The sequence below is a fragment of the Paenibacillus sp. Mc5Re-14 genome (assembly GCF_001049835.1).
Classification (GTDB): Bacteria; Bacillota; Bacilli; order Paenibacillales; family Paenibacillaceae; genus Paenibacillus; species Paenibacillus polymyxa_C.
This window is the reverse complement of the sequence record NZ_CVPD01000001.1, coordinates 4,532,938-4,547,531: the sequence shown is the minus strand read 5'-3', so window position 1 is coordinate 4,547,531 and position 14,594 is coordinate 4,532,938. Positions and strand designations below refer to the sequence as shown.

Annotated in this window: 16 protein-coding genes and 1 other annotated feature; of the genes, 1 reads left to right on the top strand and 15 read right to left on the bottom strand. The window is 46.3% G+C overall.

The features are described from left to right. Positions 1 to 34: 34 nt before the first annotated feature. The 4 genes from BN1546_RS20835 to lspA form a co-directional block, all read right to left on the bottom strand. Complete coding sequence (locus BN1546_RS20835; RefSeq protein ID WP_058711738.1) at positions 35 to 949, bottom strand: aspartate carbamoyltransferase catalytic subunit; 915 nt, start codon at positions 947 to 949, stop codon at positions 35 to 37. 2 nt (positions 950 to 951) lie between these two features. Continuing rightward, on the bottom strand, positions 952 to 1,512 hold the full coding sequence (pyrR, locus tag BN1546_RS20830; RefSeq protein WP_013372067.1) for a bifunctional pyr operon transcriptional regulator/uracil phosphoribosyltransferase PyrR: 561 nt from the start codon (positions 1,510 to 1,512) through the stop codon (positions 952 to 954). Positions 1,513 to 2,015: 503 nt separating this feature from the next. Further along, positions 2,016 to 2,987, bottom strand: coding sequence for an RluA family pseudouridine synthase (locus BN1546_RS20825; RefSeq protein ID WP_090738749.1), 972 nt, complete (start codon positions 2,985 to 2,987; stop codon positions 2,016 to 2,018). A gap of 1 nt (position 2,988) precedes the next feature. Next, positions 2,989 to 3,480 (bottom strand): signal peptidase II, encoded by a 492-nt coding sequence (gene lspA, locus BN1546_RS20820; RefSeq protein WP_013372070.1) that lies wholly within the window; start codon positions 3,478 to 3,480, stop codon positions 2,989 to 2,991. 234 nt (positions 3,481 to 3,714) lie between these two features. Here lspA and BN1546_RS20815 point away from each other — a divergent pair, with 234 nt between their 5' ends. After that, positions 3,715 to 4,449, top strand: coding sequence for a TraR/DksA C4-type zinc finger protein (locus BN1546_RS20815; protein WP_025676453.1), 735 nt, complete (start codon positions 3,715 to 3,717; stop codon positions 4,447 to 4,449). Positions 4,450 to 4,466: 17 nt separating this feature from the next. On the opposite strand, the gene BN1546_RS20810 is transcribed toward BN1546_RS20815, so the two are convergent. The 11 genes from BN1546_RS20810 to sigE all read right to left on the bottom strand — a co-directional run bounded on the left by BN1546_RS20810 (position 4,467) and on the right by sigE (position 14,554). After that, positions 4,467 to 4,814 carry a DUF5665 domain-containing protein gene (locus BN1546_RS20810; protein WP_025676451.1) on the bottom strand — a complete coding sequence of 116 codons (348 nt, stop codon included), beginning with the start codon at positions 4,812 to 4,814 and terminating at the stop codon, positions 4,467 to 4,469. Between the two features lie 185 nt (positions 4,815 to 4,999). Further along, positions 5,000 to 8,089 (bottom strand): isoleucine--tRNA ligase, encoded by a 3,090-nt coding sequence (gene ileS / locus BN1546_RS20805; protein ID WP_025676449.1) that lies wholly within the window; start codon positions 8,087 to 8,089, stop codon positions 5,000 to 5,002. Positions 8,090 to 8,168: 79 nt separating this feature from the next. Next, positions 8,169 to 8,448, bottom strand: a binding site (T-box leader). 171 nt (positions 8,449 to 8,619) lie between these two features. After that, positions 8,620 to 9,129: a DivIVA domain-containing protein gene (locus BN1546_RS20800; protein ID WP_013311075.1), complete on the bottom strand. Its 510-nt coding sequence runs from the start codon at positions 9,127 to 9,129 to the stop codon at positions 8,620 to 8,622. A 172-nt stretch (positions 9,130 to 9,301) separates the two neighbouring features. Next, entirely contained in the window at positions 9,302 to 10,084 is a 783-nt protein-coding gene (locus BN1546_RS20795; RefSeq protein ID WP_090738748.1) for a YlmH family RNA-binding protein, read from the bottom strand. Between the two features lie 8 nt (positions 10,085 to 10,092). Further along, positions 10,093 to 10,350 carry a YggT family protein gene (locus BN1546_RS20790; protein WP_013372075.1) on the bottom strand — a complete coding sequence of 86 codons (258 nt, stop codon included), beginning with the start codon at positions 10,348 to 10,350 and terminating at the stop codon, positions 10,093 to 10,095. 7 nt (positions 10,351 to 10,357) lie between these two features. Next, positions 10,358 to 10,810: a cell division protein SepF gene (locus tag BN1546_RS20785; RefSeq protein WP_013372076.1), complete on the bottom strand. Its 453-nt coding sequence runs from the start codon at positions 10,808 to 10,810 to the stop codon at positions 10,358 to 10,360. After that, on the bottom strand, positions 10,801 to 11,502 hold the full coding sequence (locus BN1546_RS20780; protein WP_058829867.1) for a YggS family pyridoxal phosphate-dependent enzyme: 702 nt from the start codon (positions 11,500 to 11,502) through the stop codon (positions 10,801 to 10,803). Before BN1546_RS20780 ends, BN1546_RS20785 begins: the two co-directional genes overlap by 10 nt. Positions 11,503 to 11,510: 8 nt before the next feature. After that, positions 11,511 to 12,395, bottom strand: coding sequence for a peptidoglycan editing factor PgeF (gene pgeF, locus BN1546_RS20775; protein ID WP_025676444.1), 885 nt, complete (start codon positions 12,393 to 12,395; stop codon positions 11,511 to 11,513). An 82-nt stretch (positions 12,396 to 12,477) separates the two neighbouring features. Continuing rightward, the gene (locus BN1546_RS20770; RefSeq protein WP_013372079.1) at positions 12,478 to 12,816 is read right to left on the bottom strand and encodes a YlmC/YmxH family sporulation protein; all 339 of its coding nucleotides are present in this window, start codon (positions 12,814 to 12,816) and stop codon (positions 12,478 to 12,480) included. A 118-nt stretch (positions 12,817 to 12,934) separates the two neighbouring features. Then, a complete protein-coding gene (gene sigG, locus BN1546_RS20765) occupies positions 12,935 to 13,717 on the bottom strand; it encodes an RNA polymerase sporulation sigma factor SigG (RefSeq protein WP_013372080.1) in 783 nt (260 codons plus the stop codon). 96 nt (positions 13,718 to 13,813) lie between these two features. Beyond that, positions 13,814 to 14,554 (bottom strand): RNA polymerase sporulation sigma factor SigE, encoded by a 741-nt coding sequence (gene sigE / locus BN1546_RS20760; protein ID WP_013372081.1) that lies wholly within the window; start codon positions 14,552 to 14,554, stop codon positions 13,814 to 13,816. Positions 14,555 to 14,594 lie beyond the last annotated feature (40 nt).

Here is a 14,594-nt window from a genome sequence, read left to right as displayed (position 1 = left end):
TTGCAACTTTTTCCTACGATCCTACTGACAGCTGCTACAGCTTCATTGCCCGTTCCATAACCGCCATGCGGATCGGAACCCCGTTGGCCATTTGCGGAAAAATTCGTGATTGCTCGCTTTCCACAACTGCACTGTCGATCTCCACATTCCGATTCACTGGAGCCGGGTGCATGATAATTGTTCCGGACTTAAGGCTCGCTGCTCTTTCTTCTGTCAGACCGTACTGCTCTCGGTACTCATCCGCTGAGCGCAACATCCCTTCAGCATGCCGTTCAAGCTGGACTCGCAGCATCATGACCACGTCTGCCTGCAAAGCTTCTTGCATCGGCACATAAGGTGCGTACGTTGCAAGCTCAGGTGCCTGCATATTGTCCGGTGCACAGAAGCTAACCTTGGCTCCGAATTTTTGCAAGGCCCACAGATTCGAGCGAGCTACACGGCTGTGCAAAATGTCTCCTATGATGGATACTCTCAAGCCTTTAAGCTCACCGAAAGTTTTGCGCATGGTGTAGAGATCCAGCAAAGCCTGCGTTGGATGCTCATTGTTGCCGTCTCCCGCATTAACCAGCGGAACACTAACCTTCTCAGCAAGCTCTTGCAGCACTCCGGCTGGCTTTAACCGGATGACTCCAGCATCAATGCCCATGGATTCGAGCGTACGTACAGTATCGTAAATGGACTCCCCTTTTTCCACACTGGAAGCCGCAGCGGAAAAGTTCAAAACCTGAGCGCCGAGCCGCTTCTCCGCCATTTCAAAAGAAAAGCGTGTGCGTGTACTATTTTCAAAAAACATGTTGGCTGCGAAGCGTGACTGTAGGACTGGAATCAGCTTTTGCGGCTGTGATTCCCAATAATGAGCACGATCCAGAATCGACTCAATTTCATTTCGGCTAAGTTCTTTTAATCCGAGCAGGCTACGTTCTCTAAGTTGACTGGCTGTTGTGATCATACCTATTCCCCCCGGTTCTGAATGATCGTCACTTCGTCCTTACCGTCCGTCTCCTGAAGTGCAACTACGATTTCCTCAGATTTGGAGGTCGGGATGTTCTTGCCGATGTAATCCGGACGAATCGGAAGCTCACGGTGTCCGCGATCTGCTAGCACAGCCAGCTGGATCATTTGCGGTCGTCCGCAGTCCATCAATGCATCCATCGCCGCTCGAATGGTGCGGCCTGTGTACAGCACATCGTCAAAGAGAATGACTTTCTTATCATGAACCGATACGTCAGCAGGATTCATCAAAAGCTCTTTTCCATTTCCTTTAGCCTCGGCAACGCTGCTCCGGTCATCCCGGTAGGCTGTAACATCCAGCTCTCCCCATGGAATCGGTGCGCCTTCAATCTCAGCAATTTTTTCAGCCAAGCGCTGCGCCAGATGAACTCCGCGTGTTCGAATACCTACTAGCACGCAATCGTCGATACCCTTGTTTTTCTCCAAAATTTCATGTGCAATCCGCGTTAATGCCCGACGAATCGCAATTTCATCCATAAGTACATGTGTTTCATTACTCATGCTTCCAGCCTCCTCAGGTGATGTTCCCTTCAGACCTGGTCCCGTGTCGGATACAAAAAAGACTCCTTGCCCAAGTTTGGCAAGGAGTCTCGTATGAACAGTCTTCCACTGTTCTCCGATCTGTCGGACACACTGAAGACATACCGCCGCAGCGGATGCACTGATCAGTGATCCATTCACGTTACCTTGCCAGCCTCACGGGACTGATTTAAAGGTGCTATTCAGGATTTCCTTTGTCCTGCTTCTTATAGTGCGAGATGGCTAACCATCTCTTGGACAAAGTTCATCGCAACTACAAGAAGTATGACAGATTGAAAATCTCGTGTCAACACCCGTTCAACCGGAACCACCGGAAGCACTTTAATAAATATACATCATATCTGTATAATTATCCATAGTTGTTTTTACCCATTCCTTGTCTCACAATAAAAAAACCGCCATTTAGGCGGTCTAAATTAATGATTTATTCAAGTTTTTGAATAGAAAAGCAGTTCATCGTTGTTTTAGCGACTACGCAAGGACGTTAATATGTCCTCCATATCAGGAGGGATCGGTCTGCTAAATTCCAAGTATTCTCCCGTGGTTGGATGCTTAAATCCCAGAACCGCCGCATGCAGCGCTTGGCCATCCATACGAATCCCTTTACTGCGCCCATACATAGGGTCGCCAACCAATGGATGTCCAATGAATTTCATGTGAACACGAATTTGGTGTGTGCGTCCTGTCTCCAATTGAAGTTCAAGCAGGGTATAATCCCCCAACCGTTCAATAACGAGAAAATGGGTAACTGCATGCTTGCTGTTGCGTTCCGTCACCGTGAACATTTTACGATCACCTGAATCACGACCGATCGGAGCATCTACGGTTCCCTGATCGTGGCTCAAATGACCGTGGACCAATGCAATATATTTCCGAGTCACGCTATGATCCTTAAGCTGTGCTGCAAGTGATGCGTGGGCCTGATCATTTTTAGCCGCCATCAGCAGTCCTGATGTATCCTTATCAATACGGTGAACAATACCGGGACGTAATTCCCCGTTAATGCCGGAAAGGTCATGGCAGTGGTACATCAGTGCGTTGACCAGTGTTCCCGAGGAGTGTCCTGGTGCAGGATGCACCACTAGACCACGTTGCTTGTTAATGACAATAACGTCCGAATCCTCGTATACAACATCTAGCGGAATATTTTCCGGCATAATATCTACACTTTCTGGCTCAGGTACCGATAATACAATATGATCTCCTTCAGCCAGCTTGTAGTTCGCTTTGACCGCCGTACCGTTCACCAGTACGCGACCATTCCCGATCCACAGCTGAATTTGAGAACGAGATACTTCCTTCATTTCTTCGGCGATGTATTTGTCTATACGTGTTTTGACATTCCCTGAATCTGCCGTCCATTCCAGAGATTCACCCTCCAGTTCGTCCTCATAAGACAGACCTATGGCTTCGCCATTTTCATTCACTTCGTTCATGCTATGACTTCCCTTCAACGCTATCATTGCCATTCCCTTTTTCCCGACGCGATTCCAGCAATGTATCCAAAATAATCAGTGCAACACCGATGACAATTGCCGAATCTGCCACATTAAAAATCGGGAATGTGTAGCTTCCAAAATTGAACTGTGCAAAATCAACCACTTCTCCAGAAATAGCCCGATCCAAAAAATTACCAACCGCTCCCCCAAGCACCAAACTTAGCGCAACAGGAAGTAGTTTTTGCCCAGCTCTGACTGTTTTTCTTAGGTACCATACGATACCGATCACTACTACAATTGTGATCACGATAAAAAGCCAGCGTTGCCCTTCCAAAATCCCAAAAGCGGCTCCGCGATTACGATGGGAGGTAATTAAAAAGAAATTGCCGATGACTGGTATTTGCTCGTACAATTCCATCCGCGTAGCCACCAAATATTTGACTCCCTGATCAATCAAAAAAATAATTAGCGCAATACCAAAATAAATCACAGTCCTTCGTCACTCCGATCCGCTTATATCCGTTGTCGAACCCATTTATTGTAGCATAAGCCTTCTCAGATCGTCCACGAGTCCTGCAGGCTTTCGAGCACAGTCCTTGAATGGAATGAACTCGATCACATTTGATTAGAATTTCCTATGTAAAAGAGGTCTTCCCGGTGCACACTACAAGGAGCATACCTGACACAACGCATGCACGTAAATCTAGAACAAGGAGAGGATTCCATGTCCCCATTGACGGAGCAACAATTACAAGGCTTGCGTAACGAACTGCTGGAACGCAAAAAGGAAATTGAGCATCGGTTGCAAAGCAACGACCATTATGGACTCGGCGATTCTCAACGTGATCAAACCGGTGAGCTTTCTCCCATTGATAACCATCCAGGCGATCTGGCTACCGAAACCTATGAGCGAGCTAAAGATATTTCCTTGCTGGAGCATGACGAGTTTCAATTGGAACGTATCAAATCAGCCTTGATGGCTATGGACAAGGGAACCTATGGCATTTGCGCCGCCAGCGGTAAGCCCATTCCCTATGAACGTCTGCTCGCTGTTCCCTATACCATTTATTGCAAAGAATTCAGTCCTGAAACAGAAGTATCCAACAACCGTCCGGTGGAGGAAGAATTTCTCGCTCCCGCGTTCGGTAGAACAAGCCTGGATGAGCGTGAAGAACAAAACGGCTTTGACGGTGAAGATGCTTGGCAGATCGTTGAAAATTGGGGGACCTCTAACACTCCGGCCATGGCGGAAAGTGGAGAAATCCATCGCTATGATGATATGGAAATCGAAGCCGGCGATGATAATATGGGCTTCGTAGAGCCATATGAAAGCTTTGTCGCTACTGACATTTATGGCAGAAATGTATCCATTGTCCGTAGTTCTATTTATCAGCGTTATATAGAAGATGGCGAGGGTGAAGGTCTGCTGGAGCCAGATTTGCACGAGGACGAATCGTAAGCTTTAAAGTGAAACGCCTAGTAGGTAGTAAGCTCTAATTGTCGCTGTACGATCCGTACAATATCAGCGATATAATCACCGATAATCGGCAAATTCAACGCTCCGAGCACTTGAAGCACATAAATAATGGTAGCAGCAAAAAAAGTAAACCCTAGCGCAATGCCGATCCCTCGGGAAACACCTGATATTAGGTTTAGCCAAAGCAATCGCCAAGGCTTATTCAGCAGCAAAGCATAATCTGCAATACGTGTTCGTTCCATCTGCTCTGACACAGCTTGCACCAGCTTTTCCACACGACTTAGTTTCTCTGCCTGTTCACCTGCTATTCCCTTTTCTGAGGCTATGGCGGCCCCTTCTCCGTTCATCCCTCGGAGACTCCTTCCCTGTCTGCGCCTTGACCGTGCTGTCATATGCACAATCCCCCTTTTCCCATAGCTGCCCCGAAAGCAGCAAACGAGCCGAAGCACGTAACGGAGGAAACCCGTTTCCGATGCTTAGGCTCGTTTTTATATGCTGCCTGTTATTGTATTATGGGACAGGGGGCTTGTAATTATTCCCCAATATGAACGCCGATGGTTTTGCCGTTCACTTCTACATGTTCCGCTGGTTCAGCTTGACCAAATGTCACCGTGGTTACCAATACGTTCTCACGCAACACAGAGTCGAAGCTTTCGATCGCCTGACGCAAGTCGCTGTCTACATCCAACGTCAATGCTACATACTTTTCAATCGGCAGATCCAGCTTTTTGCGGTAGTCTTGTACCGCGCGAACCACTTCACGTACCCAACCCTCTTGCTCAAGCTCAGGTGTAATGTCTGTGTTCAGCGCTACCGTTAAGCCATAGCCAGAAGCAGAAGCGAAGCCTTCTTTCGCTTTTTTCTCCACCAGCAATTCCTCAGCTGTAACTTGCAACTCTTCCCCTTCTGGAGAAGCTACGTTCAGCACTCCTTTTTCTACAACAGAACGAGTATCCTCAGCAGACATTCCTTTGAAAAGGTTTTGTAGGAATCCGACATTTTTGCCGTATTTCTTGCCTGCTACTTTCAAATTCAGCTTCAATGTAAAATCAACAAATCCGCTATCATCCGTCTCAACATGAATATGCTTCACATTGATCTCATCTTTAATGATTTCTTCATAGCCGCTCAGGTCAAAATCCTGATCCATAGACAGAATCAATTCAGACAACGGTTGACGTGTTTTCAAACCCGTTTCGTTACGGACATTACGTGCTAATTCAACGACGCGACGTGCTGTTTCCATATCTCGTTCCAGTTCCAGATCAATTAAGGATTCATTGGCAGACGGATAGTCATCCAAATGAACACTTTCCCCATTGCTCAGGTTGAGGTAAATATCCTCAGCAAGCAGCGGTGTGAACGGTGCCAGCAGCTTCGCCGTCGTTAACAACACCTCAGTCAATGTTCGATACGCATCCAGCTTATCTTCTGTAAGCCCGTTACCCCAGAAACGATCACGTGAACGACGGATATACCAGTTACTCAGCTCATCCACAAACGACTCAATCGCTTTGGAGGAGTTCAGGAAGTCATTTACAGACAATGCTTTATCCACAACCAAGATTAGGCTGTTTAGACGGGATAAAATCCAGCGATCCAACTTGTGTGCCGATGGCTTGAATGGATGCTGTGCCGGATCAAATCCATCAATATCCGCATACAGAGTCAGAAATGCGTGTGTATTGACAAGCGTATCTACCAGTTTCGATTTAGCCTCGCCTACAATGCCTTTGGAAAAACGTTTGCTATTCCATGGTGCACTATCGGACAGTAATGCCCAGCGGAAAGCATCTGTTCCGTACTCATCAATCACTTCCCACGGATCAATAACATTACCCTTCGATTTGGACATTTTCTGCCCCTGCTCATCCAGTACATGGCCTGTTGCCATGACAGCTTTGTAAGGAGCTTTGCCAGTCAACATCGTCGAAACCGCAAGCAAGCTATAGAACCAGCCACGAGTCTGGTCAATCCCTTCACAGATCATATCTGCCGGAAATTGCTGCTCAAACGTTTCATTATTCTCAAAAGGATAGTGATGCTGTGCAAACGGCATAGAGCCGCTATCGAACCATACATCGATGACTTCCGGTGTGCGAGTCATTTCGTATTTACCGCATTGGCTACGAACCTTGATATCATCTACATAAGGTTTGTGTAGCTCGATATCCGCTGGTACATCCCCAATTGCACGTTCTCTCAATTCAGCAATACTATGAGGTGCGAACTGTTCTCCAGTTTCCTCACAAACCCAGATATTGAGCGGTGTACCCCAATAGCGATCGCGACTGATGTTCCAATCCACCAGTTCCTCCAAAAACTTACCGAAGCGTCCTTCGCGTACATGGCCCGGGTACCATTCAACTTCGCTGTTGTTGGCAATCAGTTGATCCTTGATCGCAGTTGTTTTGATAAACCAGCTGTCCATCGCATAGTACAATAATGGAGTATCGCAGCGCCAGCAGAACGGATAGCTATGCTCGTATTTTTCCTTGCTGTACAGCAACCCTTTTTCGGACAGCATTTTCACAATATCTACATCACAATCTTTCACAAAACGGCCTGCAAAATCAGTGATTTCAGCTACATAGTTACCTTGGAGATCCACTACGTTGATAAAACCAACGCCATTTTCACGACATACGCGATAGTCATCCTCACCATGTGCCGGGGCCATATGAACGATACCTGTACCGCTGGAATCTGTTACGAACTTGGCACCCAGAATTTGGTTACCTTTCTCTACCTGAAAATAAGTAAATGGCGGGGTATAGGTTTGGCCTACCAGTTCTGAACCCGATAGCGTGCCAATCACTTCATGATCACCTTTAATTACGGTCTCAACAAGATTTTTAGCAACGATGTATACCCCATCTTCCTGCTTCACACGTGCGTATTCCAGCTCAGGGTTGACGGCGAGCGCCACGTGACTCGGCAAGGTCCAAGGTGTTGTCGTCCAGGCCAATACATATTCACCACTGCTATGCAGCTTGAATTTGGCCGTGGCACTCAGATCCTTTACATCTTTGTAGCCCTGTGCTACTTCATGGGAACTTAGTGTTGTCTGACAATCCGGGCAGTACGGACTCACACGATGACCACGATACAGCAGATCTTTCTCATGAATCGTCGCCAAAATGTTCCATACACTCTCGATATAGTTATTGTCCAAGGTAATGTATGGGTGATCGAGGTCTGTCCAGTATCCGATCGCTTCGGTTAAATCGCGCCACTGCTGCTCGTATTCAAACACGCTCGCTTTACATTTTTTAATAAATTTCTCAACACCGTATTCTTCAATTTCAGGCTTGTGAGAGATCCCCAGTTGCTTTTGCACACCCAGTTCTACCGGCAGGCCATGCGTATCCCAACCCGCCTTACGTACAACGCGGTATCCCTTCATGGTCTGATAGCGGCCGACGAAATCCTTAATTACGCGACCCAGCACATGACCGATGTGTGGTTTGCCGTTAGCTGTTGGTGGGCCCTCATAAAACACAAAATTAGGCTTTCCTTCACGATTGGTAATGGATTTACGGAACGTGTCCTCCTGTTTCCATTTGCTCAGGATGCGTAGGTCACGTGACCGTGCTTTTTCTTTAACATCCACTCTGTTCATAACGTCATACTTCCTCTCTGCTCATCATTAATTGTTCTAGCGCACTTAAAAAAAGCAACAAAAAAAGCCCCATCCCTGTAAAAGGGACGAGACTGTGCTCGCGTTACCACCCTGATTCCGTAATTAGACCAGTCTAAAGAAGACGATCTTGTCACGACTCTCTGAGCCCTACTCAACTTCAGCAGGGCGCCATTATAACGCATGGCAAACGGTGATTGCTTACACACGCCATAAATTTAAGCGCTTCAGCTCACTTCTCCGGGAGGATCTTCGGTCATGTTCTGAACGTTGGCTTGCACCGGAAGGCCAACTCTCTGAGGGACAAATCATGACGTACTCGTTCCCATCAACGAATTAAACATGTTAAATTCATCGAATATTAAACCAGCAACATCGTTGCCTTTGAATAACAACCATCAACCAATAGACGGATAATCGTTGAATTCAGTATAGTATTTACAGTTATAGCCTGTTTAAAGAAAAAAGTCAACCCTAACAAGACCTAATGAAAAGTTTGTCAGAAATCAAAATCAGTAAATTTCTTTCATTTCACGCTCGCGTTCCAGCACTTCGCGTTCCCGGTTTTCAAGTGCTTCCCAGCCATCTTGGCTTAACAAGTCAAGCTGTGCTTCCACCAATGTACGAAACCGTGCTCGGTAAATTGAAGCCTGTTTCTTCAGTTCTTCAACCTCCAACGCGATTTTGCGGGATTTGGACAATGCTTCGTTCACAATACGATCCGCATTTTTTTCCGCTTCCTTCACGATCAGTTGAGATTCTTTCTTGGCGTTGTTGCGAACTTCATCAGCTGCTTCCTGCGCGACAATAATTGTCTTACTCAGTGTATCCTCAATCGTCGCAAAATGATCGAGCTTCTCCTGTACGTTCAGCAACTGGGTGCTCAGTTCTTTATTTTCACGAATAACGCCCTCGTAATCCTTGATCACCTGATCCAAAAATTCATTAACCTGATCCTCATCATAACCGCGAAGCCGGCGGGCAAATTCCTTATTATGTATATCCAATGGCGTTAATGGCATGCCGTCCACCTCCTATAAGATTGACAAAAAATTCATTTTCCGCGTCACGACGCTCATTATCATCTATCGGTCATCATACCCCGTTTTGTGAATACTGTACAGAGCAAAATCGTTCCAGTTCTTCGCTATAGGTTAATTCTTTCGACAGAAAGCTCATGAATCCTGCCTACAGCTATACAAACTTACCAATTTTGACACGGAATCTACCCTTTTTTGTCATCCCGTCTGTTTCAAGCACTTTGAAACGCCCAAATCCCTGCATGGAAATAACGTCCCCAACCTTAAGTGAAGTAGATGGATTCTCCTCCACCTTCCAGTTTACCCGACATCGTCCCGCTCGAATCGGTGTTAATATTTTACTGCGACTCAATTTGTAGACGTCACTGGCAACCCCGTCCAGACGCAAAGAAGCGACCGTCAGATCCATCGCCTCTAATGCAACTTCCTTCGTTCGGAGACTTGCTACTGGCAACAGTTCTGTCCAAACATGAACACGATGTACCTGCTGCAAATGCATGGTTATAAAATCTCCGATCTCTGATGCCACCAACACATGACACCCATCATCCAGCACGTGAATGTCCCCGATTTTTCCACGCTTGATCCCAAGCCCCAAAATGGCACCTAGATAATCGCCGTGCTCAAGGGTATTAATTTTATGATCATCAGAAGAGATGGAAAGGACCTGAATTCCCATTTCCTCATCGTCCAAATACGAATAATCGGGCGCAATCAGCGCCCGCTTTCGTTCCGAAGCCGTATATCCGCCATCTACCCTAATCGTGACCTTGTCTTCCTTCGAAGCAAGTGTCTCCAATATGTACTGTTGTCGCGGATCCAAAAAATCAGTCAGCTTCTGCTCATGATAAGCTCCCGCATGACTGATCCATTCGGAAGCACGATCCACATAATCCCGTTCATCCGGGTGAAAATGCTCATAAATCTCAGTTCGCATAAATCCTCCTAGACGAAATTGCCAATTAAAGAAATCAAACCGTACGATGCAAAACGCAAAGCAATCAGCGCTACGATAGGTGAAATATCAATCATCCCGAAGATTGGCGGTATAAACCTGCGAAAAGGAGACAAATACGGCTCCACAAACCTGGCAAGTAAATCACCGATCACACTCTCTCTGGCATTAGGAAGCCATGACAGCAGGACATATGCAATGATCATGTACGAATAAATCTGAAATAACCAGTAAATTACCTCGATCAAGAAAAGCTCACCTCATTCTGTTAAGTTCTTGTTCAGTGTCAGCCAGTATCTCCGTAATGGAGCCTTGAATTTCAACCGTATCCGGTGTGCACAGAAAAATATTGTTACCGACCTTCGAAATGCCGCCACTCAGTGCATACACAGTGCCACTCAAAAAATCAATGATACGTAGCGCCTGATCCTTGCGAATTCGTTGCAAGTTAACTACGACGGTGCGATGTGAACGGATATGGTCGGCGATTTCCTGTGCTTCATCGTAAGAACGCGGCTCATATAGAACAACTTTCACATTTTTCTGTGAATGGATGCTGACAACATTCGTGCCCTTCTGGTTCTTACGTTTATCAAAGCTTGGGGTTTCAATTTCTTGATCTTCCGGCGTATTCATAACCTCTCGCTCTATAACTTCCTCTTCTTCCTGAAGCCCCAGAAAGTTCATGAACTTATTCATTACGCCCACTGAAAATCCTCCTCTCGTCCGACCAGTACGGAACCAAGCCGCAACCAGGTCGCTCCTTCTTCAACCGCCACTTCAAAATCATTGGACATCCCCATAGACAAGTGAACGATAGGTTCTCTAGTCAAGGCTTGTCCATTTAACCGATCACGCAGTTCACGCAATCCTCGAAACACAGGTCGAGTATGTTCTGGGTCTTCCTCATGAGGAGCCATGGTCATCAAGCCGATTACGTCCACATGTTCCAACTCGCGAATTTGTTCCAAGAAAGGGGCGACCGCCTCGGGGGATAAGCCGTATTTTGAAATTTCCCCAGAAATATTGACTTGTACAAAAGCTTTGACTCGCAGTCCCAAAGCGGCTGCCTTCTTATCCAATTCCTGAGCGAGCGATAAGCGATCAAGCGAATGTATAAATTTAAATTTTCCAATTACATCTTTAACCTTATTCGTTTGGAGATGACCAATAAAATGCCACGTTCCCCGGTCACCCAACTTGCTCCATTTATCTGCAGCATCCTGCCAGCGATTTTCGCCCACATGCTCCAAGTCGTTATCCAATACGGATGCCATTGCCGCCGCCGAAACATATTTCGTGACAGCGATCACATTTACTTCATCACGCGAACGTCCGCTACGGGCACATGCCGCTTCGATACGGGCGTTAACTTCTTTAATTCGTTCCTCCAAAGACACGGGAGGACTCACCTCTCTTCCAGACCAATCCAACTCGCCATTCTTCCTGTAACGCCGCCTTCCTTACGATATGAAAAAAACAAATCGCTACGGCTACTCGTGCACAAGGTAGTACATTCGATATGGCTCGGCAATATTCCTGCTTTCATCATAATGTGTCGATTGCATTGTTTCAAGTCAAGTAGTGTTTTTCCGCCCGTTAAGGGGAAATAAACAGAACCTTCCCATTTATCATTACCCGGGCAATCATGCTCTAAAACCCGAATTTGGCTCATCACATGCTCATCTACCTCATAGGATTCAGGACCAATGGAAGGACCAATAGCTGCTAGTATATCGGACGGCTGAGATCCATATTCAGTTTGCATGGTCTGTACCATTTTCAACGCAATCTCCGCCACTGTTCCCTTCCAGCCTGCATGCGCCAACCCAATCACACGATGCACGGGATCACAAAAATATAGGGGGACACAGTCCGCATAAAAGGACGTCAGCAAAATGCCTGGTATATTCGTCAAAAGTCCATCTGTGTCCTGAAAAGCTGATGCACGATCCATAAAGCCTCGCCCACGATCAGCAGCCTGGACAACAGCAACATGATTACCGTGGACCTGCTCGCCGCACGTCCACGCTTCAGCAGCAAAACCAAGCTGCTCAGCAATTAATCGGCGGTTGCGAATGACTTTCTCGGGGTCATCCCCTACATGAAACGCACAGTTCAGACTATCGTATGGCGCTTCACTGACACCGCCATGACGCCCTGTAAACCCCGCTGTTAATCCCTGAACCTGCCGCTCCCAAGATTGAATATATAACAACTCCGGCACGGGACGTCTGCCATCTTGCATGGGCGTAGTCCCTTTAGCCTCGGTATTCACTATAAACGGTTCCATTTTGTTCTCACCTCTACTGCCCAGTGTACCAAAAAGCCGCCGCTGTGTCTTCACAACATACTAAATTACGTGTCCCTCCTGTTCAAAAGACCCGTCGGTCATTCCGCTCCTGACGTTCGATATACAGCTTTTCCTCCCTTTCATCCGGTGGCTCATGCAATCCCTCCAGTCGAACAAGCACAACATCCGAACCAATTTTCACAATGTTGCGCCACGGAATAACCAATTCGCTTCCCCCTCCAAACCAGCCCATGAATCGACTGCTGCCCGGAACCACAATAGCTTCAATTTTCCCTTGTCGTACGTCAATCTCCAGATCACTGATTTGTCCCAGACGTCGTCCATCTACAATGTTAATGACATCCTTGGTTTGAAACTCGGAAATTTTCATGGCTCTTACTGACGTTTCCGGTGCATTCACACGCATCACATCCTTTATTTCACTATATGAGTGGAAGAGCCCAAAAAATGTCCTGCAAACGCAAAAACGATCCACACGGGATCGTTTTTGTCACTGAATCATTCCAGCATTCATTTCTTTAGGACTTTACATGTTTTTGCATTTGCTGTATAGCCGACTTCTCTAATCTCGAAACCTGGGCTTGAGAGATACCGATTTCGTCGGCAACCTCCATTTGCGTCTTTCCTTCATAAAAACGCATAGACAATATCATCTTTTCACGCTGGCCCAGGCGATGCATCGCTTCCCGGAGAGCGATTTCCTCAATCCATGAGACGTCTTTATTTCTGTCATCACTGATCTGATCCATCACATAGATTGGGTCGCCCCCGTCGTGATATATCGGCTCGAACAGCGAAACTGGATCCTGAATCGCATCCAATGCGAACACAACATCTTCTTTAGGCACATTTAGCACTTCTGATATTTCAAAAATCGTTGGTTCCCGCGAGTTCAGATTTGTCAGACTGTCCCGCACCTGAAGCGCCTTATATGCAATATCCCGCAACGAACGGGACACACGGATCGGGTTGTTATCCCGCAAATAACGGCGGATCTCTCCGATGATCATCGGCACCGCATAAGTGGAGAACTTTACGTTTTGCGAAAGGTCAAAATTATCAATCGCCTTCATCAGGCCGATGCATCCTACCTGGAACAAATCGTCCACAAACTCCCCCCGATTGTTAAAACGCTGAATCACACTCAGGACGAGCCGGAGATTGCCGTTGACCAATTTTTCTCTGGCTGATCGTTCATTATTTTGCTGAAGTGATGTGAACAGCTCGCGCATTTCTGCATTGGTTAATACCGGCAGTTTAGCGGTATCCACACCGCAAATTTCCACTTTGTTTCGGGTCATCGTGTCTTACCTCCCAAGGAGCAACATTAATGTACATTATCTCCTGAGGGCATTTTTTTATTCGCCGTTTCCATCGCTTCCGGATATCTCCAAGCATTATACCATTTTATTAAATTCCTTTCGTAAGCGCTTTATAATTCGTTTTTCCAGACGCGAAATATACGATTGCGATATACCCAACAGGTCAGCAACATCCTTCTGTGTCTTCTCTTCTCCGTCTTGTAAACCGAAGCGAAGTTCCATAATCAAACGCTCTCGATCCGTCAGCTTATCCAGTGCCTTATGCAATAATTTACGGTCTACTTGCTCCTCAATATTACGATAAATGGTATCATTTTCCGTTCCCATCACATCGGAAAGCAACAACTCATTACCATCCCAATCGATATTCAGAGGCTCATCAAAAGAAACCTCCGTTCTCGTTTTGCTATTGCGACGCAAATACATTAAAATCTCATTCTCAATGCATCGGGATGCATAGGTGGCAAGTTTGATTTTCTTCTCCGGATCAAAAGTGTTCACCGCTTTGATCAGCCCAATAGCACCGATGGATACGAGATCCTCAATGTTGATGCCCGTATTCTCAAATTTACGGGCAATATACACAACTAACCGCAAATTTCTCTCGATTAGCATCGACCGTACTGCTGCATCTCCAGAAGAAAGCTTTCCAAGCAAATACTCTTCCTCGTCTCTTGTCAATGGAGGGGGGAGCGCCTCGCTACCGCCAATATAATAAATTTCTTCACTTTTCAGCCCGAATAAAAATAAAATACGATAATATTGCAGTTGCCATGCTAGCCTAAATTTCATTTTTAAATTCATTTGCTCCCTCATATCATTCTCCCCCTTTTGAAAATAGTACAAGTTAAGTCTT

Excerpts from the sequence above, each read along its gene's own strand:
- BN1546_RS20835 (WP_058711738.1), bottom strand. The coding sequence starts at position 949 with ATGATCACAACAGCCAGTCAACTTAGAGAACGTAGCCTGCTCGGATTA.
- pyrR (WP_013372067.1), bottom strand. The coding sequence starts at position 1,512 with ATGAGTAATGAAACACATGTACTTATGGATGAAATTGCGATTCGTCGG.
- BN1546_RS20825 (WP_090738749.1), bottom strand. The coding sequence starts at position 2,987 with ATGAACGAAGTGAATGAAAATGGCGAAGCCATAGGTCTGTCTTATGAG.
- BN1546_RS20815 (WP_025676453.1), top strand. The coding sequence starts at position 3,715 with ATGTCCCCATTGACGGAGCAACAATTACAAGGCTTGCGTAACGAACTG.
- BN1546_RS20810 (WP_025676451.1), bottom strand. The coding sequence starts at position 4,814 with ATGAACGGAGAAGGGGCCGCCATAGCCTCAGAAAAGGGAATAGCAGGT.
- ileS (WP_025676449.1), bottom strand. The coding sequence starts at position 8,089 with ATGAACAGAGTGGATGTTAAAGAAAAAGCACGGTCACGTGACCTACGC.
- BN1546_RS20800 (WP_013311075.1), bottom strand. The coding sequence starts at position 9,129 with ATGCCATTAACGCCATTGGATATACATAATAAGGAATTTGCCCGCCGG.
- BN1546_RS20795 (WP_090738748.1), bottom strand. The coding sequence starts at position 10,084 with ATGCGAACTGAGATTTATGAGCATTTTCACCCGGATGAACGGGATTAT.
- pgeF (WP_025676444.1), bottom strand. The coding sequence starts at position 12,395 with ATGGAACCGTTTATAGTGAATACCGAGGCTAAAGGGACTACGCCCATG.
- sigG (WP_013372080.1), bottom strand. The coding sequence starts at position 13,717 with ATGACCCGAAACAAAGTGGAAATTTGCGGTGTGGATACCGCTAAACTG.
- sigE (WP_013372081.1), bottom strand. The coding sequence starts at position 14,554 with ATGAGGGAGCAAATGAATTTAAAAATGAAATTTAGGCTAGCATGGCAA.